The following is a 21,772-nucleotide window of genomic DNA, read 5'->3' on the forward strand; positions in this document are numbered from 1 at the left end:
GTCACCCGGCACGACGGAAAGTCAGATTGACCCGCCAGGCCCCCAACATGGGATGCTCTCCCGCCTGCAACGGTGCCACACCGTGATAGACCATACGTGACGGCCCCCCCCACACCAGCATATCGCCATGCAACAGCGGAAAGCGCTTTACCGAACCCCGTCGCGTCAGCCCGCCGAACATGAAGGTCGCCGGCAGACCGAACGAGAGCGAAACAATCGGTGCATCGAGGTCCTTCTCGTCCCGATCCTGATGCAGCCCCATCTTTGCCCCGGGCTGGTAGCAGTTGATCAGGCAGGCATCGGGCTCGAAAGCCGCGAAACCGGCGCGAGCAGCACCGGAGACTGCCAGTTCAAGTAAAAGCGGGGGTATGGCCGGCCAGGCCCGGCCAGTCAATGGATCTTCACAGGCGTAACGGTAACCCCGGCTATCGCTGACCCAGCCTTTGTCACCGCAACTGCTGGTTCGAACCGACATCCAGTGCCCGCCCGGTACCTGCATCTGACGCAACGGAGCCTGACGCAACACCGACCGGACCGCCTCGACAATCTCGGATGCCTGCGCCCTGGCGTAGCCCCGAAACAGCCAGGCGGAATCCGCGATGGCGATCCGCTCTTGATCGTCAAACAGCGCTTCAGTCAGATTCAGATCGCCAGTTTTTCCCGCCATCTCGCCAAATACCGTCTACTGATGCCTAACCAACAGCTAATGTGGATAACTTTATTAGAATTTTACTCACATTTTCACTGTGATTTTGCAGATTTTTCATCCACACACCGCCAGACTCAAGGGGTGTGAATAAGTTTAATGGGCAGAACGCCGCAATAACATCCCAGTTACCTACATGTTAACCACAGACAGTCCACGCAAGAATACAATGTAATGCGTTGTTTTTATTACACATATACTGGATTCCACTGAATCCATTAATTTTTACCCACATATGTACAGAATTATGCGCCGACAATCTGGACTATAACTTACCCACATTTCATACAACTTTTGTACAGCCGCGGATTCAAGTTACTTCGGAATATCCACCTGTTGTTCAGCCATTACGCAACCTATCGCTCACAACCGCGGACTCAGCCCAGTTATCAACGAAAACCTGTGGGAAAAATGTATAACTAGGATAGCTGAAGCTGGGGATTGCATGTGACTGAAATTCGCCTGTGGGTAACCAGCACTTTTATCAACAAAGCATCCATAGGCTGTAATCAGCCGATACGCACAGCACGAACAGCAATAGCATTCTCTTAAAGTACTGTTTTACAGAGGGAAATTGCGGTTTTCCAAGGAACGGGAGGGGACTAAAAGCAATAGACATAACAATCTCTCTTCATATAAGAGAACTCTCTAAACCTATTTAAAGAAGAGAGAAGTTAGTCAAAAAGACGTTGTTCACTTTTTAACCATTTCTTCCGTACGCCGGTGAGGCTATAATCATGCCCCTTTTCCTGCAGTCTCCATCCGTACGACTGTGTCATCCCCAATCTGAGAGGTGTTGAGTGGACTATCCTGACCACTTTGATGTGATCGTCATCGGTGGCGGTCATGCCGGTACTGAAGCAGCATTGGCATCAGCCCGCATGGGTGCCCATACGCTGCTGCTGACGCATAACATCGAAACCCTGGGCCAGATGTCCTGCAATCCAGCTATCGGCGGTATCGGTAAAAGCCATCTGGTTAAGGAGATCGACGCACTGGACGGTGCCATGGCCAGAGCCACCGATCGCGGCGGGATCCAGTTCCGTACCCTGAATGCCCGTAAGGGACCGGCGGTCAGGGCGACCCGTGCCCAAGCCGACCGTGTTCTGTATAAAGCGGCGATCCGCCAGATCCTGGAAAACCAACCCAACCTGCAGCTGTTTCAGCAAGCAGCCGACGATCTGATCATCGACGGTGACCGGGTCACCGGTGTGGTTAGCCAGAGCGGTATCCGTTTTCGCGCCAAGAGTGTAATCCTGACCACCGGTACCTTCCTTGGCGGCGTGATTCATATCGGCCTCGAGCATTACTCGGGTGGACGTGCCGGCGATCCCCCCTCTGTCCGTTTAGCCCAGCGATTACGCGAGCTGCCGTTGCAGGTCGATCGGCTGAAGACCGGCACTCCACCGCGTATCGACGCACGCAGTGTCGATTTCTCGGTGATGCAGGAACAGCCTGGCGATACCCCGACACCGGTGATGTCGTTCATCGGCAGCCGCGACGAGCATCCGCAGCAGATCAACTGCTATATCACGCACACCAACGAACGCACCCACGACATTATCCGCTCGGGACTGGATCGTTCACCCATGTATACCGGCGTCATCGGGGGTGTGGGTCCGCGCTATTGCCCATCGATCGAGGACAAGATCCACCGTTTTGCCGACAAGGATCAGCACCAGGTATTCGTTGAGCCGGAAGGATTGACCACGCACGAGCTCTACCCCAACGGCATCTCCACCAGCCTGCCGTTCGATGTACAGCTGGAACTGGTGCGCTCCATGCGCGGTTTTGAGCGGGCCCATATCACCCGGCCGGGCTACGCCATCGAATATGACTACTTCAACCCTCAGGGCCTGCGTCATACGCTGGAAACCAAGGCGATCAATGGCTTGTTCTTTGCCGGTCAGATCAATGGCACCACCGGCTACGAGGAGGCGGGCGCGCAGGGCCTGCTGGCTGGCATCAACGCCTCCGCCCAGGCGCTGGACCGGGATAGCTGGTACCCACGCCGTGACGAAGCCTATATCGGGGTCATGGTCGACGACCTGATCACCCTCGGTACCTCCGAGCCCTACCGCATGTTTACCAGCCGCGCGGAATACCGGCTGATCCTGCGGGAGGACAATGCTGACCTGCGGCTGACCGAGCAGGGGCGCAAGCTGGGTATCGTCGGTGACGAGCGCTGGAGCCGTTTCTGTGCCAAGCGGGAAGCGATCGAGCAAGAGACCCAAAGGTTGCGCGATACCTGGATTCAGCCACGCAGCGCCGAGTCCGCGCAGATCGAAGACAAGCTGACCTCGCCGATGACACGGGAGTACAGCCTGGCCGATCTGGTCAAGCGTCCCGAACTGACCTACTCCGACATCGCCGGGCTCAAGGGCGAGTCGGTTGCCGATCCGCAGGTTGCGGAACAGGTCGAGATCCAGCTGAAGTATTCAGGCTACATCGACCGGCAGAAGGATGAGATCGCGCAGATGCAGCGCCAGGAGAACACCCCGTTGCCGGCCGACTTCGACTACGACGGGGTTGGCGGTCTGTCCAATGAACTGAAGGCGAAGCTGAAGCAGCACCGTCCGGAAACCCTGGCCCAGGCGTCACGTATTCAGGGCATGACACCGGCGGCAATTTCGCTGCTACTGGTGTATCTGAAAAAACGTCAGTTACAGCAGAAGGCCGCCGGTTGATGCAGGCATACAAAACGCAACTCGAACGCCAACTGGCGGCGCTCGAACTGGATCTCGACGCCGGTAAGATTGAGCGGCTGCTCGCCTATCTGGCGCTGCTGGTGAAGTGGAACAAGGCCTATAACCTGACCGCGGTGCGCGATCCCGCCGAGATGGTCACCCGCCACCTGGTGGACAGCCTCAGCATCCTGCCCTGGATCGGCGAGGGGCGACTGATCGATGTTGGCAGCGGCCCGGGGTTGCCGGGCATTCCGTTGGCGATTGCGCGACCGCAGCTCGACGTCACCACGCTGGACAGTAACGGCAAGAAGACCCGGTTCCAGAATCAGGTCAAGCTGGAACTGGGGCTGGACAACCTCAGCGTGATCCACGGCCGTGTCGAGCAGTGCGACCAGGGGCCCTATGAGCAGATCGTGTCCCGCGCCTTTGCCTCCCTGGCCGATATGCTGAGCTGGACCGGGCACCTGTGTTCCGAACGGGGTGTTTTTCTTGCCATGAAAGGGCTGTATCCTGAGGCGGAACTCAACCAGCTGCCGCCAGGGTATGCACTGAAAGCCAGTCACCGGCTTAATCTGCCGGATACGGATGGTGAGCGGCACCTGCTGATCCTAGGGAGAGCCTGAGCGTGGCGAAGATCCTCACGATCACCAATCAGAAGGGCGGCGTCGGCAAGACCACGACCGCCGTGAATCTGGCTGCCTCCTTGGCGGCGACGAAAAAACGCGTGCTGATGATCGACCTCGATCCCCAGGGCAATGCGACCATGGGCAGCGGTGCCGACAAGCATCAGCTGGAGCACTCGGTCTATGAGGTACTGACCGACCAGTCCAGTGCAGAAGAGGCTCTGGTGACCGGTTTGCCCAGCGGCTACGATCTGATCGGCGCCAATGGTGACCTGACCGCCGCCGAGGTGGAGCTGCTGCAGATGCCCAGGCGAGAGTTTCGCCTCAAGATGGCGCTGATCCCGCTGCTGGAGCGATACGATTTCATCCTCATCGATAACCCGCCGTCGTTGAACCTGCTCACCGTCAACGCGCTGTCGGCATCCGACGGCGTGATCATCCCGATGCAGTGCGAATACTACGCCCTGGAGGGGATCAGCTCCCTGGTCGGCACCATCGACAAGATCAACAAGCGCCTGAATCCCAAGCTTAAGATCGAGGGAATTCTGCGCACCATGTTCGATCCGCGCATGAGTCTGACCAAGGATGTCTCCGACCACCTGGTGGAGTATTTCGGTGCCCGCGTCTATCGCACCGTGATCCCGCGTAACGTGCGTCTGGCGGAAGCGCCGAGCCACGGCATGCCGGCTCTGCAATATGACAAGAACTCCCGCGGTGCGCTGGCCTACCTGTCGCTAGCCGGTGAGTTGATTCGGCGTACCGAGCGGGAGTGCTCCGGTGAGACTGTGGCTACTGAACAGGAAGAGATTTAGAGATGGCAGTCAAAAAGCGTGGACTCGGACGTGGTCTGGATGCGTTGCTCTCGAGCGTAAGTGTTGCCGGTGACGAGCCGGACGCGTTGCGGGACCCGGCTGCTGAAGCCGCTGCCGTTAGCGGCAAGCTGCAGGAGATGCCGGTGGGACTGATCCAGCGTGGCCGTTATCAGCCCCGACGCGACCTGGAACCCCAGGCGCTGGAGGAGCTGGCCGCATCGATCAAACTGCAGGGCGTGATGCAGCCGATCGTGATCCGTCCGATCGACAGCGAGATGTACGAGATCATCGCCGGTGAGCGCCGGTGGCGCGCGGCACAGATGGCGGGTCTCACCACCATCCCGGTGGTGATCCGGGATGTGCCTGACGAAGCGGCGATCGCCATGGCGCTGATCGAGAATATCCAGCGTGAAAACCTCAATCCGATGGAGGAGGCGATCGCCCTGCACCGGCTGCAGACCGAATTCGAGCTGACCCAGCAACAGGTGGCCGACGCGGTTGGCAAATCGCGCTCAACCATAACCAACCTGCTGCGGCTGATGAACCTGACCGAAGAGGTCAAGCGGATGCTCGAGTATGGCGACCTGGAGATGGGCCATGCCCGTGCCCTGCTGCCGCTGACGGAGGAGCAGCAGATCGAGGCGGGAAAAGAGGTCGTGGCCAAGGGCTTTTCCGTCCGTCAGACCGAAGCCTTGGTGCGTAAAATCGTCGAAGGGCGGCATCTGCCCAAGCCGAAACCGGAGCCGAGTGAACGCCACAAAACCGTTGCCACTCAACTGACGCAGCGATTCTCGGTACCGGTTGAGGTCAGTGCCAATGCCAACGGCAAGGGCAAGATCAGCCTAAGTTTCAAGTCCGAAGAGGAGCTTGAGGCGATACTCGAGCGCCTCGGCTAGTACAGCGGGGACTTACCGGTCCCCAGCGCCATTATGGCTGCTACCTTCGCCTACTTTGTTAAGACATTAGTGCAAAAGCCTCAACGTTTTGTTGAGTAGAGGGCCCTTACACCCTATAATCTTGCCGCTATTTGAAGGGGACATTGCGTCCGAAATAGGGTGGCTTTTGCGTAAATCAGTGCCTGGAGAGCAACCAGAAGTCCAGCCGACAGTGATCAGCGGACGGTTGCAGAAACGCGGAAGGCGGGCGTTTCTAAAGGTATATCTGATTCAGAGCGGTCTGTTGCTGGCGATTGCCGCCGGGCTGTTGCTCAAAAGTCCAGTCGAGTCCTACTCGGCGCTCATCGGCGGCCTGTTGTATCTGCTGCCCAATCTCTATTTCACCTGGCGTGTTCTCTACAGCAAGCGCCCTGCCGAGACGGCTCAGCAGGTCGTGATCAGTCTCTATGCAAGTGAAATAGGGAAAATGGTTTTGGCGGCCGGGTTGTTCAGTGCAACCTTCCTACTGGTCGATCCGCTAAGTCCATTTTCCCTATTTCTCACCTTCATACTGCTGCAACTGTCCGGGTGGATGCTGCAGTGGAGGCTGAATAACCGTTTCCTGAAACTTTGAAAATGAGAGACTGAGAATGGCGAGTGGAACAGTTACATCCTCAGAATACATATCGCATCACTTGACCAACCTGACTTTCGGTAACCATCCGGAGCACGGTTGGGGCTTCGCGCACAGCGCGGCCGAAGCGGCGGAGATGGGATTCTGGGCGATCAACGTCGATACCATGTTCTGGTCAGTAGGTTTGGGTCTGCTGTTTGTCTGGTTCTTCAGCAAGGTGGCCAAGGCCGTTACCTCCGGTGTACCGGGTGGAGCACAGAACTTTGTCGAAACCGTCATCGAGTTTGTCGATGATAACGTGAAGAGTATCTTCACCCACAAGAGCACGGTGATTGCGCCACTGGCGCTGACCATCTTCGTCTGGATCTTCCTGATGAACTTGATGGACCTGGTGCCGATCGACTGGATTCCGTTCGTCGCCGGTGAGATGGGTATCCACTTCATGAAGGTGGTACCGACCACCGACGTCAACGCGACTGGCGGTATGGCAATCAGCGTTTTTGCCCTGATCGTCTACTACAGCATTAAAATGAAGGGCGTGAGTGGTTTTATCGGTGAGCTGGCGTTCCAGCCGCTGCCGAAGATCTTCGCACCGTTCAACCTGTTCCTTGAGATCGTCGGTCTGCTGGCCAAGCCTGTATCCCTGGCGCTGCGACTGTTCGGCAACATGTATGCCGGTGAGATGATCTTTATCCTGATCGCTTTGCTGCCGTTCTGGGCGCAGTGGGTTCTGTCCGTGCCCTGGGCGATCTTCCATATCCTGATTATTACGCTGCAGGCGTTCATCTTCATGGTACTGACAATCGTGTACCTGGCGATGGCCCACGATCACCACTAAGCGTAGTGCCAGGTACAGGTAGTAGAAAACCGAGTTTGTTTCAAACCTTTAAACTTTAACCTTGAAAATTGCTGGAGAAAAAAAATGGCTGAACTGCTGTATATCGCTGCTGCTCTGATGATGGGTCTGGCTGCAATCGGTGCCGCTATTGGTATCGGTATCCTGGGTGGTAAGTTCCTGGAAGGTGCTGCTCGTCAGCCGGAACTGGTACCCCTGCTGCGCACCCAGTTCTTCATCGTAATGGGTCTGGTCGACGCGATCCCGATGATCGGCGTGGGTCTGGGTCTGTACGTCCTGTTCGCTGTTGCTTAATAAGTAGAAATGGCGTTTTACCCTATGTCGGGTAACTACTACTTACACAACAACCGCGAGGTAATGGCGTGAATATCAATCTCACCATCATTGGTCAGGCCATTGCATTCTTCCTCTTCGTCGTATTCTGCATGAAGTACGTATGGCCGCCGATCACCGGCGCCCTGGCAGAGCGCAAGAAGAAGATTGCCGAAGGTCTTGATGCGGCCGACCGTGCTGAACGTGACCTGCGACTGGCTCAGGAAAAAGCCGCCGCAGATATGCGTAAAAGCAAGGAAGAGGCAGCCGCCATCATTGAACAGGCCAACAAGCGGGCTAACCAGATCGTCGAAGAAGCCAAAGAGCAGGCGCGTGTCGAAGCTGACCGCGTGAAAGCATCTGCTCAGGCTGAAATCGAACAGGAAGTTAACCGGGCGAAGGAAACTCTCCGCGCTCAGGTGGCTACGCTGGCAATTGCCGGTGCTGAAAAGATCCTGGAAGCCTCTGTTGACGAGAAAGCACACGCACAGCTGGTTGAGAAACTGGCGGCTGAGCTTTAAGCGAGGTTTACGATGGCTGAACTCAATACAGTCGCTCGGCCCTACACCAAAGCCGCGTTCGAATATGCGTTGGAGAAGGGCAACCTCGATCAGTGGTCCGCAATGCTGTCTACAGCTGCACAGGTTGTGCAGGACAGCACCATGGCCCATGTGCTGACAAACCCGGCCCTGACTTATCAGCAGAAGGCCGAGGTGCTGATTTCTGTCTGCGAAGAGCAGATGGATGATGCCGGCAAGAACTTCACCGTTCTGCTGGCTGAAAATCAGCGACTGGCTCTGCTACCGGAGATTGCTCTGCAGTTCGCCCGGCTGAAAGCGGCACAGGAGAAGAAGGTCGATGTTGACCTGACCACCGCTTTCCCGCTTGACGATGCTCAGCAGCAGAAACTGGCTCAGGCGCTCAGCACCAAGTTGGGTCGCGAAGTGAAACTGACCTCCCAGGTGGACAAATCCATCCTCGGCGGTGTGGTCGTTCGCTCCGATGACCTTGTGATCGACGGTTCCATTCGTGCACGACTGGCGAAACTGGCCGAAGCGATGAATTCCTGAGTAATGAGGAATAACAATGCAGCAACTGAATCCTTCTGAGATCAGCGAGATTCTCAAGAAGCGTATCGAGAAACTCGATGTGTCTTCTGATGCCCGTAACGAGGGCACGATCGTCAGCGTTTCCGACGGTATCATCCTGATCCACGGTCTCGCCGACGTAATGTACGGTGAAATGATCGAATTCCCGGGCGGTGTCTACGGTATGGCACTGAACCTGGAGCGTGACTCTGTTGGCGCCGTAGTACTGGGCGACTATCAGACTCTGGTTGAGGGCATGACCGCTCGTTGTACCGGTCGTATCCTTGAAGTACCGGTCGGCCCGGAACTGCTCGGTCGCGTCGTCGACGCGCTGGGTAACCCGATCGACGGTAAAGGCCCGGTCGAAACCAAACTGACCGACGCGGTCGAAAAAGTCGCGCCGGGCGTTATCGCCCGTCAGTCGGTTGATCAGCCGGTCCAGATCGGTCTGAAAGCGATCGACGCAATGGTTCCGGTTGGTCGTGGTCAGCGCGAGCTGATCATCGGTGACCGCCAGATCGGTAAGACTGCGATCGCGATCGACGCGATCATCAACCAGAAAGGCACTGGCATCAAGTGTATCTATGTTGCCATCGGCCAGAAGCAGTCCACCATCGCCAACGTGGTGCGCAAGCTCGAAGAGCATGGCGCTATGGATCACACCATCGTGATTGCAGCGGGTGCAGCTGATCCTGCAGCGATGCAGTATCTGGCTCCATACGCCGGTGCAACCATGGGTGAATACTTCCGTGACCGCGGTGAAGACGCGCTGATCATCTATGATGACCTGACCAAGCAGGCCTGGGCGTATCGTCAGATCTCCCTGCTGCTGCGTCGTCCGCCGGGCCGTGAAGCTTACCCCGGTGACGTATTCTACTTGCACTCCCGCCTGCTCGAGCGTGCAGCACGTGTCAACGCTGATTACGTTGAGAAGTTCACCAACGGTGAAGTGAAAGGCAAGACCGGTTCTCTGACCGCCCTGCCGATCATCGAAACCCAGGGTGGCGACGTTTCCGCATTCGTTCCGACTAACGTAATCTCCATTACCGACGGTCAGATCTTCCTGGAAACCAGCCTGTTCAACTCCGGTATCCGTCCGGCGATCAACGCGGGTCTCTCTGTATCCCGTGTGGGTGGCGCTGCTCAGACCAAGGTCATCAAGAAACTGGGTGGTGGTGTTCGTCTGGCTCTGGCGCAGTACCGCGAGCTGGCGGCGTTCGCTCAGTTTGCTTCCGACCTGGATGAAGCGACCCGCGCTCAGCTTGAGCACGGTCAGGCTGTTACCGAGCTGATGAAGCAGAAGCAGTACTCGCCGATGTCCGTCGCTGAGATGGGTCTGAGCCTGTACGCGGCGAACGAAGGTTTCCTGAAAGATGTGGAACTGGACAAAATCGGTGCTTTCGAAGCGGCTCTGATCTCCTACTTCAACAGCGAACACGCTGATCTGATGGCGAAGGTCAACGAGAAGGGCGATTACAACGACGAAATCGCTGCGTCCTTCAAAGCCGGCATCGAGAAGTTCAAGTCTACCCAAACTTGGTAAGTGCTCTGATTGATTAATCGTCAGAGTCGGGGGTCGGTCACTGACCGGCCTGAACCGAGACAAGTTTAATAGGCGGAACTATGGCAGTCGGAAAAGAGATTAAGACGCAAATCGCGAGTATCGGCAGCACGCGCAAGATCACCAGCGCCATGGAAATGGTTGCTGCGTCGAAAATGCGCAAGGCTCAGGATCGCATGCAGTCTTCACGTCCGTACGCCCACAGCATCCGTGGTGTGGTTCAGCATCTGGCCAAAGCCAATCCTGAGTACCGTCACCTCTACATGCAGGAGCGTGAGGTCAAGCGCGTCGGTTTCATTATCGTCGCTTCTGACCGCGGCCTATGTGGCGGCCTGAACGTCAACATGTTCAAGGCAGCCATTGCCAAAATGAAGGAGTTCAACCAGCAGAATGTCGAAATCGATATCTGCGCGCTGGGCTCCAAGGCAATCAGCTTCTTCCGGAACTACGGCGGTAACGTCGTGGCAGCGAAAGGCGGCTTGGGTGATGCACCCGAGCTTGGTCAGCTGCTGGGCTCCGTGAAGGTGATGCTGGACAGCTATGAAGAAGGCAAGCTGGACAAGCTGTACATCGTGTCTAACGATTTTGTGAACACGATGACTCAGAAGCCCGCTGTCGAGCAGCTGTTGCCGCTGAAGGCAGGTGAAGACGAAGAGAAGCTCAGCCATCACTGGGACTACCTGTACGAACCGGACGCAAAAGAGCTGCTGAACGGCCTGCTCAAGCGTTATATCGAGTCTCTGGTGTACCAGGCAGTGGTTGAGAATAACGCCTGTGAACAGGCAGCACGAATGCTGGCGATGAAGAACGCAACAGACAACGCCGGCAACCTGATCGATGAGCTGCAACTGGTCTACAACAAGGCCCGTCAGGCGGCGATTACTCAGGAAATCTCCGAGATCGTCGGTGGTGCTGCTGCTGTTTAACGCAGTGAACAGGTTTAAATGTTAAGAGGATCCGAACATGAGTAGCGGACGTATTGTTCAGATTATCGGCGCGGTCGTCGACGTGGAATTCCCGCGTGACAACGTGCCGAAGGTTTACGACGCACTGGTCGTCGGTAAAACCGGCCTGACACTGGAAGTTCAGCAGCAGCTGGGCGACGGTGTCGTACGTGCAATTGCAATGGGTCAGACCGAAGGTGTTTCTCGCGGGCTGGAAGTATCCAACACCGGCGCGGCGGTTTCAGTACCTGTGGGTACTGCGACCCTGGGTCGTATCATGAACGTTCTGGGTGAGCCGATCGACGAGTGTGGTCCGATTGGTGAAGAGGAGCGTTACCCGATTCACCGTAAGGCACCGACTTACGCTGATCAGGCTTCTTCCAACGAACTGCTGGAAACCGGCATCAAGGTTATCGACCTGGTCTGCCCGTTTGCCAAGGGTGGTAAGGTTGGTCTGTTCGGTGGTGCGGGTGTTGGTAAGACCGTCAACATGATGGAGCTGATCAACAACATCGCCCGTGAGCACTCCGGTCTGTCTGTATTCGCAGGTGTTGGTGAGCGTACCCGTGAAGGTAACGACTTCTACCACGAAATGCAGGAAGCTGGCGTTGTAAACGTCGAGCAGTTCGACAAGTCGAAAGTAGCGATGGTCTACGGTCAGATGAACGAGCCGCCGGGTAACCGTCTGCGTGTAGCGCTGACCGGTCTGACCATGGCAGAGAAGTTCCGTGACGAAGGCCGTGACGTACTGCTGTTCGTCGACAACATCTACCGTTACACCCTGGCGGGTACCGAAGTATCGGCGCTGCTGGGTCGTATGCCTTCAGCGGTAGGTTACCAGCCGACTCTGGCGGAAGAGATGGGCGTTCTGCAGGAGCGTATCACCTCGACCAAGACCGGTTCTATCACCTCTATCCAGGCGGTATACGTACCGGCGGATGACTTGACTGACCCGTCTCCGGCGACAACCTTCTCCCACCTTGACGCGACCGTGGTACTGTCCCGTCAGATCGCGGAGCTGGGTATCTACCCGGCGATCGACCCGCTGGATTCCACCTCTCGTCAGCTGGATCCGCTGGTTATCGGTCAGGAGCACTACGAAGTGGCTCGTGGCGTGCAGTCTACTCTGCAGCGCTACAAGGAGCTGAAGGATATCATCGCGATTCTGGGTATGGATGAGCTGTCTGAAGAGGACAAGCAGATCGTATCCCGTGCGCGTAAGATCCAGCGCTTCCTGTCTCAGCCGTTCTTCGTGGCGGAAGTCTTCACCGGTTCTCCGGGTAAGTACGTATCGCTGAAAGACACCATTAACGGCTTCAAAGGCATTCTGGAAGGTCAGTACGACCAGCTGCCGGAGCAGGCGTTCTACATGGTCGGCACCATCGACGAAGCGGTAGAGAAAGCTAAGGGCCTGTAATCGGTTCACGGCGGAAACCTTTAAGAGGTAATCAAGATGGCTATGACTGTTCATTGCGACATCGTAAGTGCCGAAGAGGAGATCTTCTCCGGCCTGATCGAGTTCGTGTCCGTAACAGGTAGCCTGGGTGACCTGGGTATCTACCCGGGTCACGCTCCGCTTCTGACGGAACTGAAACCAGGCCCTGTCGAGCTGCGCAAGCAGGGCGGTGACGAAGATGTGTTCTACGTGTCCGGTGGCTTCATCGAAGTGCAGCCGCACAAGATCACGGTACTGGCAGATACTGCTGCCCACGCTGCTGATCTGAGTGAAGCTGCGGCTCTCGAAGCCCAGAAACACGCCGAGCATGCGATGGCTGATAAATCCGGTGAGTTTGAGTACTCACGGGCAGCCGCTCAGCTCGCGGAGGCTGCTGCGCAGCTCCGCACACTGCAGCAGATTCGTCGCAAAGCGGGCAAGTAATACAGCCTCGCTTGGCAGCGATCAAAAAAAGGCAGCTTCGGCTGCCTTTTTTCGTTCTCAGAGCAGTCCCCACAGCGTATCGAACACGATCTTCTGAGCCATCGCCACCTCCCGCGAATCGATGACCACAGCTGTCGGGTAGTTCTCTGACGCCAGCGAGATAATGGCGCAGCGGGGAGGATAGATGGCGATATAGGCCGCATCGACCGGTCCTTCCGTGCGAATCCACTTGCGCTCCGATAGCTCTGCGCTTTCCCCCCCATCTCCGATCGCGATGACGCGCACGCGGATATCACGAGCGATACGTTGTGCCGTAAAGGTCGGAAAGGGACGGTAGAGGTGTTTTCGGATCGGTTTCGATGAGAACACGGAATAGACGCGTTGAGGCTGCTCCGATACCCGGTTCAGGATATCGCGCAGGACCTGTTCTATACCGGCATCCCCCTCGAAAAACTGCACATTCGCTGCACTGAAATCGGGTTTGAGATGGTGCATCTCGGGAATGATACGGCCTTTGAGCTGGTTCAACGCCAGCGCCAGGCGCTGCTGACGCTCTTCGCCCAACTGCAGCAACACCTCGGGTTCCCTGGCAGAAAAGAATCGCCGTTGCCCCTTGGGCAGATAGGTCACTATCCCCTGCTGCTGCAATGCCTTCAGACACTCGTACGTTGTACCCCGATTGACACCGGCGCGCTCGGCGATGGTGCGAATAGAACTCGGGCCTAGAGCCAGCAGTGCTTTGTAGATCGCGATGTCGCGTGGTTCGAGCCCGAGTTGGGCAAAGATCTCATCGTCCATATTGTCAATTTTTTTATGACAAAGATTATTGATCCCATCCTGACATACTGTAGGCTGCTGTCAATTGGCACCTATCAGCTGTGCAACAAAGATTAAGGGATGAGGTCAGTTGGATGACCTCAGATTGAAGAACAAGATCGGGAATGACGGATGAATATCGATGTAGTGATTCTGGCAGCGGGCCAGGGCAGCCGAATGAAGTCGGCTCTGCCCAAGGTGATGCACGCTTTGGCGGGTAAGCCGATGGTACAGCATGTAATCGACCAGGCACGGGCGTTGGGCGAGGTGAACCTGCACCTGGTAATCGGTCACGGGGCGGAGCAGGTTCGGGATGCACTAAACGGGCAATCGCTGCAGTTCGCGGTGCAGGCCGAGCAGTTGGGTACCGGTCATGCCGTGGCCCAGGCACTGCCGGCCGTCGCCGACGACTCGCTGGTGCTGGTGTTGTACGGCGATGTGCCGCTGACCCGGCCGGAGACGCTGCAGGCGCTGTTGAAGATCGCCGCGCAGGGACACCTGGGCCTACTGACCGTTGAGCTAGCCGATCCCACCGGCTATGGCCGCATCATCCGCAACCCGGTGGGTGATGTGGTAGCCATCGTCGAGCACAAGGATGCCAACGACGAGCAGCGAGCGATCGCCGAGGTCAATACCGGCATCATGGCACTGCCGGCAGCGTACCTGCATGACTGGTTACCGCAGCTGTCGAACAGCAATGCCCAGGGCGAGTACTACCTGACCGACGTCATCGCCATGGCGGCCGATACCGGTGTGCGGGTGCAGGCGATCCAGCCCGATTGCGAGCAGGAGGTGCAGGGCGTCAACAACCGGGCGCAGCTGGCCAGGTTGGAGCGCTGGTACCAGGGACAGGTTGCCGACAGCCTGATGGCCAAGGGTGTGACGCTGGCTGATCCGGCCCGTCTCGATGTGCGCGGCGAGCTGGCGGTGGGCCAGGATATCAGTATCGATATCAATTGCGTGTTCGAGGGCGTGGTGGAGCTGGGCAGCAATGTCCGCATCGGCCCCAACTGCCTGATCCGTAACAGCCGGATTGGCGCCGATACTCTGATCGAAGCGAATACGGTGATCGATGGCGCCATTGTCGAGGGAGCGTCCAGCATCGGCCCATTCGCCCGTCTGCGTCCCGGCACCGAACTGGCCAATGGGGTCAAGGTCGGCAATTTCGTCGAAACGAAAAAGGCGCGCATCGGTGAGGGCAGCAAGGTCAACCACCTCAGCTATGTCGGCGATGCTGTGATCGGTCGTGACGTCAATGTCGGTGCTGGCACCATTACCTGCAACTATGACGGCGTCAACAAGTCGCTGACCGAGATCGGCGACGGTGCCTTTATTGGGTCCAATACGGCGCTGGTGGCACCGGTCAGTGTTGGCGCAGGCGCCACGGTCGGGGCCGGCACCACGCTGACCAAACCGGTAGCGGACGGCGAGTTGGCCGTGGCGCGCAGCAAGCAGAGCAATATCCGCGGCTGGCAGCGGCCGGTCAAGCGTAGCTGAATAAGGACGGAGCAGAGAGCATGTGTGGAATCGTAGGCGCCGTGGCGGCGCGACAGGTAACGGGCATCCTGCTCGAGGGGCTGCGTCGACTGGAATACCGTGGATACGACTCGGCCGGGATGGCGTTATGGCATAACGGCGAGATCCAGCGTCTACGGCGTATCGGCAAGGTGCAGGCGCTGGCCGACGCGCAACAGCAGCAACCGCTGTCCGGCACTCTGGGCATTGCCCATACCCGCTGGGCCACCCACGGCAAGCCGTCGGAGCGCAACGCCCACCCGCATATGTCGGCCAACCGCGTTGCGGTGGTGCATAACGGCATCATCGAGAACTTCGAGGTGTTGCGCGAGGAGCTGATCGCGTCGGGCTACAACTTCGACTCCGAGACCGATACTGAAGTTGTCGCGCATCTGATCGACCGTGAGGTGCAGTCCGGCGCAACGCCGCTGGAGGCGCTGCGCACCGCAATGTCGCGGCTGGAGGGTGCGTTTGCCCTGGGGGTGATCCAGCTTGATCATCCGGATAGGTTGCTGGCGGCACGCAAGGGCAGTCCGTTGGTGATCGGCGTTGGCATTGGCGAGCACTTCATCGCCTCCGATCAGCTCGCGCTGCTGCCGGTTACCGACCGCTTCATGTTTCTCGAGGATGGCGATATCGCCCGGCTGACGGTGGATCGGGTTGAGGTCTGGGACAGTACCGGGCAACCGGTGGAGCGCAGTGTCAGCCGCTTTGAACACGGTGCGAGCAGTGCCGAAAAGGGTGCCTTCAAGCACTACATGCTGAAGGAGATCTATGAACAGCCGGCGGTGATGCGCTCGGTGCTGGATGGCCGTATCAGCGGCGATCACCTGCTCGAGCAGGCGTTCGGCAACGAGGCCGCCGCACTGTTCGACCGGACCCGCCAGGTGCAGATCGTCGCCTGCGGTACCAGCTATCACGCCGGTGTCGTGGCCAAGTACTGGATCGAATCCCTGGTCGGTATCCCCTGCATGGTCGAAGTGGCGAGCGAGTTTCGCTACCGCCCGGTGGTGCTGCCCCAGGGCACGCTGTTGATCACCCTGTCCCAGTCCGGCGAAACCGCCGATACCCTGGCCGCGTTGCGCGACGTGCGAGAGCGTGTGCTCGGTACGCTGGCGATCTGCAACGTACCGGGCAGCTCGTTGGTACGGGAGTCCGATATCGCGTTGATGACCAACGCCGGTCCCGAGATCGGTGTGGCCTCGACCAAGGCGTTCACCTCGCAGTTGGTGGCCTTGATGCTCACCACCCTGGCCCTGGGCCGTCGTCACGGCATCCTGCCGGGCACCGAGGCGCAGGTGATCGCGGCACTGAGGCAGCTGCCGGAGCTGCTCAAGCAGCTGCTGGCGTTAGACCCCGAGATAGAGCAGATGTCGGCGGCGTTTGCCGAGAAGCAGCACGCCCTGTTCCTCGGCCGTGGCGCGCTCTTCCCGATCGCGCTGGAGGGCGCGTTGAAGCTGAAGGAGATCTCCTATATCCATGCCGAGGCCTACCCGGCCGGCGAACTCAAGCATGGCCCGCTGGCACTGGTGGATAAGGATATGCCGGTGGTGACCGTCGCGCCGAGCAACGACATGCTGGACAAGCTGAAAGCGAACCTGCAGGAGGTCCGCGCCCGCGGCGGCGAGCTGTTCGTCTTCGCCGGTCAGGATCAGAGTATCCGCTCCGAGCCCGGCATCAGCGTCATCCGTCTGCCGGCGATGCCAGTGCTGCTGGAACCGATCGCCTATACGCTGCCACTGCAACTGCTGTCCTACCACGTGGCCGTGCTCAAGGGCACCGATGTGGACCAGCCGCGCAACCTGGCCAAGTCGGTGACGGTGGAGTAACGGATCAAGCTCAGGGGGTTCAGTTTGGCAGCTGAACCTATCGCTGCCGTTGAGGGTCTATCCGGCATAGTGGGAGAGATTAAGATGCTGACCAAACTGAAGGACCTGCTCGACAACCTGATGGCGGCGGATGTCCAGCAGGTGGAGGATCCGCAGGAGCTGTTCTCGCTGGCGAGTGCAGTGCTGATGGTGGAGGTGATCGCCTCGGACTATGCGCGCAAGCCGGAGGAAAAAGCGGCGTTACTCGCGCTGATCAAGCGCAGCTTCAGCTTACAGACCGACGAGGCCGAGGCACTGCTCGAGCGCGCGGAGGAGGCCCACTGGCACTCCACTGACTATTTTCGCTACACCTCCCAGCTGAATCGGATCTGCTCACCGGCGGAGAAGGTATCCTTGATCGAGAACCTCTGGCGGGTGGCCTATGCCGACGGGGAGTTGCATCACTACGAAGAGCATGTCATCCGCCGCATTGCCGATCTGATCCATGTCCCGCATATGGACTTCATTGCCGCCAAGCACCGAGCCCAGGGCGACGAATAGTCGGTAGTCGTCCCTTTGACGAATCGGTTAGCATAGACCCGATTCAGAATCGGGGACTCTATCCATGCACGAGACTATTGCGCTCCTGGCGATCGACTTCATCGCGATCATCGGGTTGCTGCTGCTGTTGCTGATTATCGGTGGCGTGATTACCGCCGTTGTCATGTATCAGGTCGACAAGCGGCAGACTGCCCATACCATCCGTCGCAACTACCCGCTGTTGGGGCGGTTTCGGTACCTTTTTGAAAGCCTGGGTGAGTTTTTCCGCCAGTACTTCTTTGCCATGGACCGGGAGGAGATGCCGTTCAACCGTGCTCAGCGCTCCTGGGTCTACCGTGCCGCCAAGGATATCGACAACACCGTCGCCTTCGGATCGACGCGGGATTTGAAGAGACCCGGCACCTACTACTTCCTCAACTGCCCCTTTCCGACCATGAGCGAGGATGCGGCGAAAACCCAGTCGATGCGCATAGGTCCCTATTGCCGGGAGCCCTACGATGCGCCCTCCTTTCTCAATATCTCCGGTATGAGTTATGGCGCGCTCTCTAGACCTGCGGTAAAAGCCCTGTCGCGGGGGGCGAAAAAAGCCGGCTGCTGGATGAATACCGGTGAGGGCGGGCTGTCGCCCTACCATCTTGAGGGTGGCTGCGACATCGTTTACCAGATCGGCACCGCCAAGTACGGGCTGCGCGATGAGCAGGGTAAGCTCAGTGACGAGAAACTGGTGCAGGCGTCGGCGTTGCCGCAGGTCAGGATGTTCGAGGTAAAACTGAGCCAGGGCGCCAAGCCGGGCAAGGGCGGGATCCTGCCCGGCGATAAGGTGACGCCGGAGATTGCCGAGATCCGTGGAATTGCCGTCGGCCAGCCTTCGATCAGCCCCAATCGCCATCCGGAGATAGGTTCAATCGACGGTCTGCTGGATTTTATCGACCATATCCGCGAGGTCACCGGCAAGCCGGTGGGTTTCAAGATGGTACTGGGCACCACCGCCTGGCTAGACGCATTCTGTGAAGCGATCAACAAACGCGGCAGTGAATCGGCGCCTGACTTCATTACCCTGGACAGTGCCGATGGCGGCACCGGTGCGGCGCCCTTACCGCTGATCGACAGTGTCGGTCTGCCGTTACGAGAGAGCCTGCCGATTCTGGTCAACAAGCTGACTCAGCATGGTTTGCGTAACCGAATTCGCATTATTGCGTCGGGCAAACTGATCAACCCCACCGATGTGGCAGCAGCAATCTGCATGGGCGCCGATTTCGTGGTGACGGCGCGCGGCTTCATGTTTGCACTGGGCTGTATTCAGGCGCTCCAGTGCAATAAAAACACCTGTCCGACCGGGGTTACCACCCATAATCCCCGTCTGCAGCAGGGGCTGGTACCGGAAGACAAGGCCGAACGGGTGGCGCATTTCCACCATAATCTGGTGCATGAGGTGGAGATGATCGCCCACTCCTGCGGAGTGTCTGAACCCCGTCAGCTGCGCCGGGAGCACGCGGCTATCGTGGTTGATGGCGGCACATCGGTACCGCTGAATATTCTGTATCCCGAATCCTGAATCCGGAAACAGAACGCGAAAGGCCAGCACTCGGCTGGCCTTTCGTTAGCTCTACTCTTCGTCGAACCAGGAGTCGCTGTCGATAAAGGGGGACAGCTCCTTCTCCTCCCGTCGGCGCTCTATGGCCCGGCGTGCTTCAAGTAGACGCTTGGAGGCGTGCTGTTTACGGCGGTTGTTCTCTTCGACGTCGTAACTGACGAGGATGTCGAACACTTCGGTCTGAATATCGCTCAGTTCCTGCTCTTTCCGTACCTGCATAATACCTGCTCCGATCAACCGATTTTTGCGGTGACCAACGGAGCGTTCAGTGGCCCGTCGGGAACCGCGAAAACGTCGCTGTAGACATTGTTTTACCCCAACATCGATCAAATTTCAAACAATGTGGAGTTGGTTGCGCAGAGAATATTAGGCGGGTGCTGTTGCACGGAGGTGACAGGGCAGCCGGTTTCAGCTGCCCTGGAGGCAGGATTACTCGTCGTCGCTGTCGTCCTCGGGGCGGCGTAGCAGCAGGCGTTTATCGTTCTGGCGCAGGCTGCGCAGGCTGCGCTTGATCGTCTTCAGATGATCGAACAGTGCCGGACCCAGCTTCATCGCCACGCCGACGGCAAGCACATCGATCACCACCAGGTGAACGATACGTGAGGACATCAACGTGCTCAGGTCCTTGTCCTCCTCCACATCGATGTGGATGGGGATGGTGGCCAGGTCCGCCAGCGGGGTGTTGCCGGGGCAGAGAGCAATCACCGTGGCACCGGTTTCACGGACCAATTTAACCGTATGCAACAGGTCCTTGGTCCGGCCGGTCTGGGAGATGGCCACGACGGCATCGCCTTCGCCCAGAGTCACAGCCGAAATGGTCTGCATATGCGGGTCGGAGTAGGCAGCCGCCGATACCTTCAAGCGGTAGAACTTATGCTGGGCGTCGGCACAGACCGGTGCCGACGCGCCGAAGCCATAGAACTCGACCCGGTTGGCCTTGGCCAGGGAATCGATCGCCTCCTCCAGCGTTGTCGGGTCGAGCTGCTCGCGGATATTGATCAGGTTGCCGATCATCGAGTCGAAGATCTTCTGCTTGAACTCGATGACGGTATCCGTGGAGTTCAGCGCGAACTGTTCAAAGCTGGTATTGCTGGCCAGGCCCTGGGCCAGCGTCAGCTTGAAGTCCTGGAAGCCGTCGTAGTTAAGCGCGCGACAGAAACGAACCACCGTCGGTTCGCTGACATTGGCCTCCGACGCCAGGTCGACGATCCGCATGTGGATCACTTCGTTGGGGTTGGCGAGCACATATTCCGCTACCTTCTGCTCGGATTTACGCAGTCTTGGACGGGCATCAGCGATCGATTTAAGCAGATTGAAGGAGTTCAATGGTCTTTCCTGCAAGAATCAGGGGTGGCGATTGCCGAGAGTATATCAAGCCTCCCTGGCCGCGCATAATTTCACAGATATATCTAAGCGTTTGACTAGTAAAGAGATTGATATGCTAAACAAATCGCCTGTGGAATAGGAGTGTGCGTTGGTAGCCCATTGTTTTATACTCTGGAGCAATAGCTTTTACCGATATTCGGTGTCAATCAGTAGACGAAACGGAACGATGCTGTATACAAGCCGAGCGATACTGACCGTCATTTTCCTGCTGTTGGCCGGCCCACTGAGTGCTGCCAGCACGAAACCCGATCCCTCCCGTCTGCAACTGGCCTCGGTCAATGCCATAATCACCGACCTCGATAGCGGCGAGGTGCTGTATCAGAAGAATCCCGATGCCGTGGTACCCATCGCGTCGGTGAGCAAATTGATGACGGCGCTGGTGGTGCTCGATGCCAAGCTGGATATGGATGAGCGCATCCCGATTCAGGTGCGTGATTCGATCCAGATGCAGAACGTCTACTCGCGCATACGCTTGGGCAGTGAGCTGCGCCGGCGCGATGTACTGCAGCTGGCGCTGATGGCATCGGAGAACCGTGCTGCCACGGCACTGGCCCATGCCTACCCCGGTGGCTATTTCGCCTTTGTCAGGGCAATGAACCTGAAGGCAGAGACTCTGGGCATGAACAGTACCCGTTTTGTCGAACCGACCGGCCTGTCCTACTTCAACGTGTCGACGGCACGGGATCTGACCCGGCTGATCAAGGCCGCCCGCGACTATCCCGAGGTGCGTGAGATGACCACCAGCGCCAAGCTGGATGCCCGCTTTAGCCGCCCTCATTACGTGTTGGCGTTTTACAATACCAACCGCTTGGTGAATAACGACGACTGGGACGTTCTGCTCAGCAAAACCGGCTATAACGATGCGGCGGGGCGCTGCCTGGCCCTGGCCAGCCGGATCAACGGCCGCCGCATCGCTATCGTGCTGCTGGACTCATTCGGCAAGCGCTCCCATATCGGCGATGCGTCACGGGTCAAGCGGTGGCTGGAGACCGGCGATAGCGGCTCGGTGCCAACAGAGGCGCGGCGTTACGAGCAGGAGAAGAATCGCCCTGGACGCAGTGCGACGCTATTGGCCGACAAGAGCCGTTGATCTTACACAAGTGTCTTGGTTAAGC

The 21,772-nt window shown here is 58.0% G+C and carries 22 protein-coding genes; 18 read left to right on the forward strand and 4 right to left on the reverse strand.

The window, feature by feature from the left end:
• Position 1 precedes the first annotated feature (1 nt).
• Positions 2-667: a DNA oxidative demethylase AlkB gene (gene alkB / locus IEX40_RS20915; protein WP_188751991.1), complete on the reverse strand. Its 666-nt coding sequence runs from the start codon at positions 665-667 to the stop codon at positions 2-4.
• Between the two features lie 839 nt (positions 668-1,506).
• Between alkB and mnmG the strand changes: the two genes are divergently transcribed.
• The 13 genes from mnmG (at position 1,507) to IEX40_RS20980 (ending at position 12,977) form a co-directional block, all read left to right on the forward strand.
• Complete coding sequence (mnmG, locus tag IEX40_RS20920) at positions 1,507-3,393, forward strand: tRNA uridine-5-carboxymethylaminomethyl(34) synthesis enzyme MnmG (protein ID WP_188751993.1); 1,887 nt, start codon at positions 1,507-1,509, stop codon at positions 3,391-3,393.
• Positions 3,393-4,016: a 16S rRNA (guanine(527)-N(7))-methyltransferase RsmG gene (gene rsmG / locus IEX40_RS20925; RefSeq protein WP_188751996.1), complete on the forward strand. Its 624-nt coding sequence runs from the start codon at positions 3,393-3,395 to the stop codon at positions 4,014-4,016. Before mnmG ends, rsmG begins: the two co-directional genes overlap by 1 nt.
• A gap of 2 nt (positions 4,017-4,018) precedes the next feature.
• Entirely contained in the window at positions 4,019-4,828 is an 810-nt protein-coding gene (locus IEX40_RS20930) for a ParA family protein (RefSeq protein ID WP_188751998.1), read from the forward strand.
• Between the two features lie 2 nt (positions 4,829-4,830).
• Complete coding sequence (locus IEX40_RS20935) at positions 4,831-5,724, forward strand: ParB/RepB/Spo0J family partition protein (RefSeq protein WP_188752001.1); 894 nt, start codon at positions 4,831-4,833, stop codon at positions 5,722-5,724.
• A gap of 211 nt (positions 5,725-5,935) precedes the next feature.
• Positions 5,936-6,337: an ATP synthase subunit I gene (locus tag IEX40_RS20940; RefSeq protein WP_268235832.1), complete on the forward strand. Its 402-nt coding sequence runs from the start codon at positions 5,936-5,938 to the stop codon at positions 6,335-6,337.
• A gap of 16 nt (positions 6,338-6,353) precedes the next feature.
• On the forward strand, positions 6,354-7,175 hold the full coding sequence (gene atpB, locus IEX40_RS20945; RefSeq protein WP_188752004.1) for a F0F1 ATP synthase subunit A: 822 nt from the start codon (positions 6,354-6,356) through the stop codon (positions 7,173-7,175).
• Positions 7,176-7,259: 84 nt separating this feature from the next.
• Positions 7,260-7,487, forward strand: a complete 228-nt coding sequence (atpE, locus tag IEX40_RS20950; RefSeq protein ID WP_027853452.1) for a F0F1 ATP synthase subunit C — start codon at positions 7,260-7,262, stop codon at positions 7,485-7,487.
• 68 nt (positions 7,488-7,555) lie between these two features.
• Complete coding sequence (locus IEX40_RS20955; RefSeq protein WP_188752006.1) at positions 7,556-8,026, forward strand: F0F1 ATP synthase subunit B; 471 nt, start codon at positions 7,556-7,558, stop codon at positions 8,024-8,026.
• Positions 8,027-8,038: 12 nt separating this feature from the next.
• The gene (locus IEX40_RS20960; protein ID WP_188752008.1) at positions 8,039-8,575 is read left to right on the forward strand and encodes a F0F1 ATP synthase subunit delta; all 537 of its coding nucleotides are present in this window, start codon (positions 8,039-8,041) and stop codon (positions 8,573-8,575) included.
• A gap of 16 nt (positions 8,576-8,591) precedes the next feature.
• Positions 8,592-10,136, forward strand: coding sequence for a F0F1 ATP synthase subunit alpha (gene atpA / locus IEX40_RS20965; RefSeq protein ID WP_188752010.1), 1,545 nt, complete (start codon positions 8,592-8,594; stop codon positions 10,134-10,136).
• 80 nt (positions 10,137-10,216) lie between these two features.
• Entirely contained in the window at positions 10,217-11,080 is an 864-nt protein-coding gene (gene atpG / locus IEX40_RS20970; RefSeq protein ID WP_036190813.1) for a F0F1 ATP synthase subunit gamma, read from the forward strand.
• Between the two features lie 37 nt (positions 11,081-11,117).
• Positions 11,118-12,515, forward strand: a complete 1,398-nt coding sequence (gene atpD, locus IEX40_RS20975; RefSeq protein WP_188752011.1) for a F0F1 ATP synthase subunit beta — start codon at positions 11,118-11,120, stop codon at positions 12,513-12,515.
• Positions 12,516-12,551: 36 nt separating this feature from the next.
• Positions 12,552-12,977 (forward strand): F0F1 ATP synthase subunit epsilon, encoded by a 426-nt coding sequence (locus IEX40_RS20980; protein ID WP_036190815.1) that lies wholly within the window; start codon positions 12,552-12,554, stop codon positions 12,975-12,977.
• A 57-nt stretch (positions 12,978-13,034) separates the two neighbouring features.
• Here the strand turns inward: IEX40_RS20980 and IEX40_RS20985 are convergent, their stop codons facing one another.
• On the reverse strand, positions 13,035-13,775 hold the full coding sequence (locus IEX40_RS20985) for a TrmB family transcriptional regulator (RefSeq protein WP_188752013.1): 741 nt from the start codon (positions 13,773-13,775) through the stop codon (positions 13,035-13,037).
• Positions 13,776-13,925: 150 nt separating this feature from the next.
• Between IEX40_RS20985 and glmU the strand changes: the two genes are divergently transcribed.
• From glmU to IEX40_RS21005, 4 genes are all read left to right on the forward strand, one after another.
• Positions 13,926-15,290 (forward strand): bifunctional UDP-N-acetylglucosamine diphosphorylase/glucosamine-1-phosphate N-acetyltransferase GlmU, encoded by a 1,365-nt coding sequence (gene glmU, locus IEX40_RS20990; RefSeq protein ID WP_188752015.1) that lies wholly within the window; start codon positions 13,926-13,928, stop codon positions 15,288-15,290.
• Positions 15,291-15,310: 20 nt separating this feature from the next.
• Positions 15,311-17,137, forward strand: coding sequence for a glutamine--fructose-6-phosphate transaminase (isomerizing) (gene glmS / locus IEX40_RS20995; RefSeq protein WP_188752017.1), 1,827 nt, complete (start codon positions 15,311-15,313; stop codon positions 17,135-17,137).
• An 84-nt stretch (positions 17,138-17,221) separates the two neighbouring features.
• The gene (locus IEX40_RS21000; RefSeq protein ID WP_188752019.1) at positions 17,222-17,677 is read left to right on the forward strand and encodes a tellurite resistance TerB family protein; all 456 of its coding nucleotides are present in this window, start codon (positions 17,222-17,224) and stop codon (positions 17,675-17,677) included.
• A 64-nt stretch (positions 17,678-17,741) separates the two neighbouring features.
• Positions 17,742-19,232, forward strand: coding sequence for an FMN-binding glutamate synthase family protein (locus tag IEX40_RS21005; RefSeq protein WP_188752021.1), 1,491 nt, complete (start codon positions 17,742-17,744; stop codon positions 19,230-19,232).
• Between the two features lie 51 nt (positions 19,233-19,283).
• Here IEX40_RS21005 and IEX40_RS21010 read toward each other — a convergent pair whose 3' ends face one another.
• Positions 19,284-19,490: a PA3496 family putative envelope integrity protein gene (locus IEX40_RS21010; RefSeq protein WP_188752023.1), complete on the reverse strand. Its 207-nt coding sequence runs from the start codon at positions 19,488-19,490 to the stop codon at positions 19,284-19,286.
• A gap of 210 nt (positions 19,491-19,700) precedes the next feature.
• Positions 19,701-20,597 carry a transcriptional regulator HexR gene (gene hexR, locus IEX40_RS21015; RefSeq protein WP_188752024.1) on the reverse strand — a complete coding sequence of 299 codons (897 nt, stop codon included), beginning with the start codon at positions 20,595-20,597 and terminating at the stop codon, positions 19,701-19,703.
• 226 nt (positions 20,598-20,823) lie between these two features.
• On the opposite strand from hexR, the gene pbpG reads away from it, so the two are divergent.
• Positions 20,824-21,747, forward strand: coding sequence for a D-alanyl-D-alanine endopeptidase (gene pbpG / locus IEX40_RS21020; RefSeq protein ID WP_188752027.1), 924 nt, complete (start codon positions 20,824-20,826; stop codon positions 21,745-21,747).
• Positions 21,748-21,772: the final 25 nt, after the last annotated feature.

Source organism: Marinobacterium zhoushanense, assembly GCF_014641945.1.
Lineage (GTDB): Bacteria > Pseudomonadota > Gammaproteobacteria > Pseudomonadales > Balneatricaceae > Marinobacterium_D > Marinobacterium_D zhoushanense.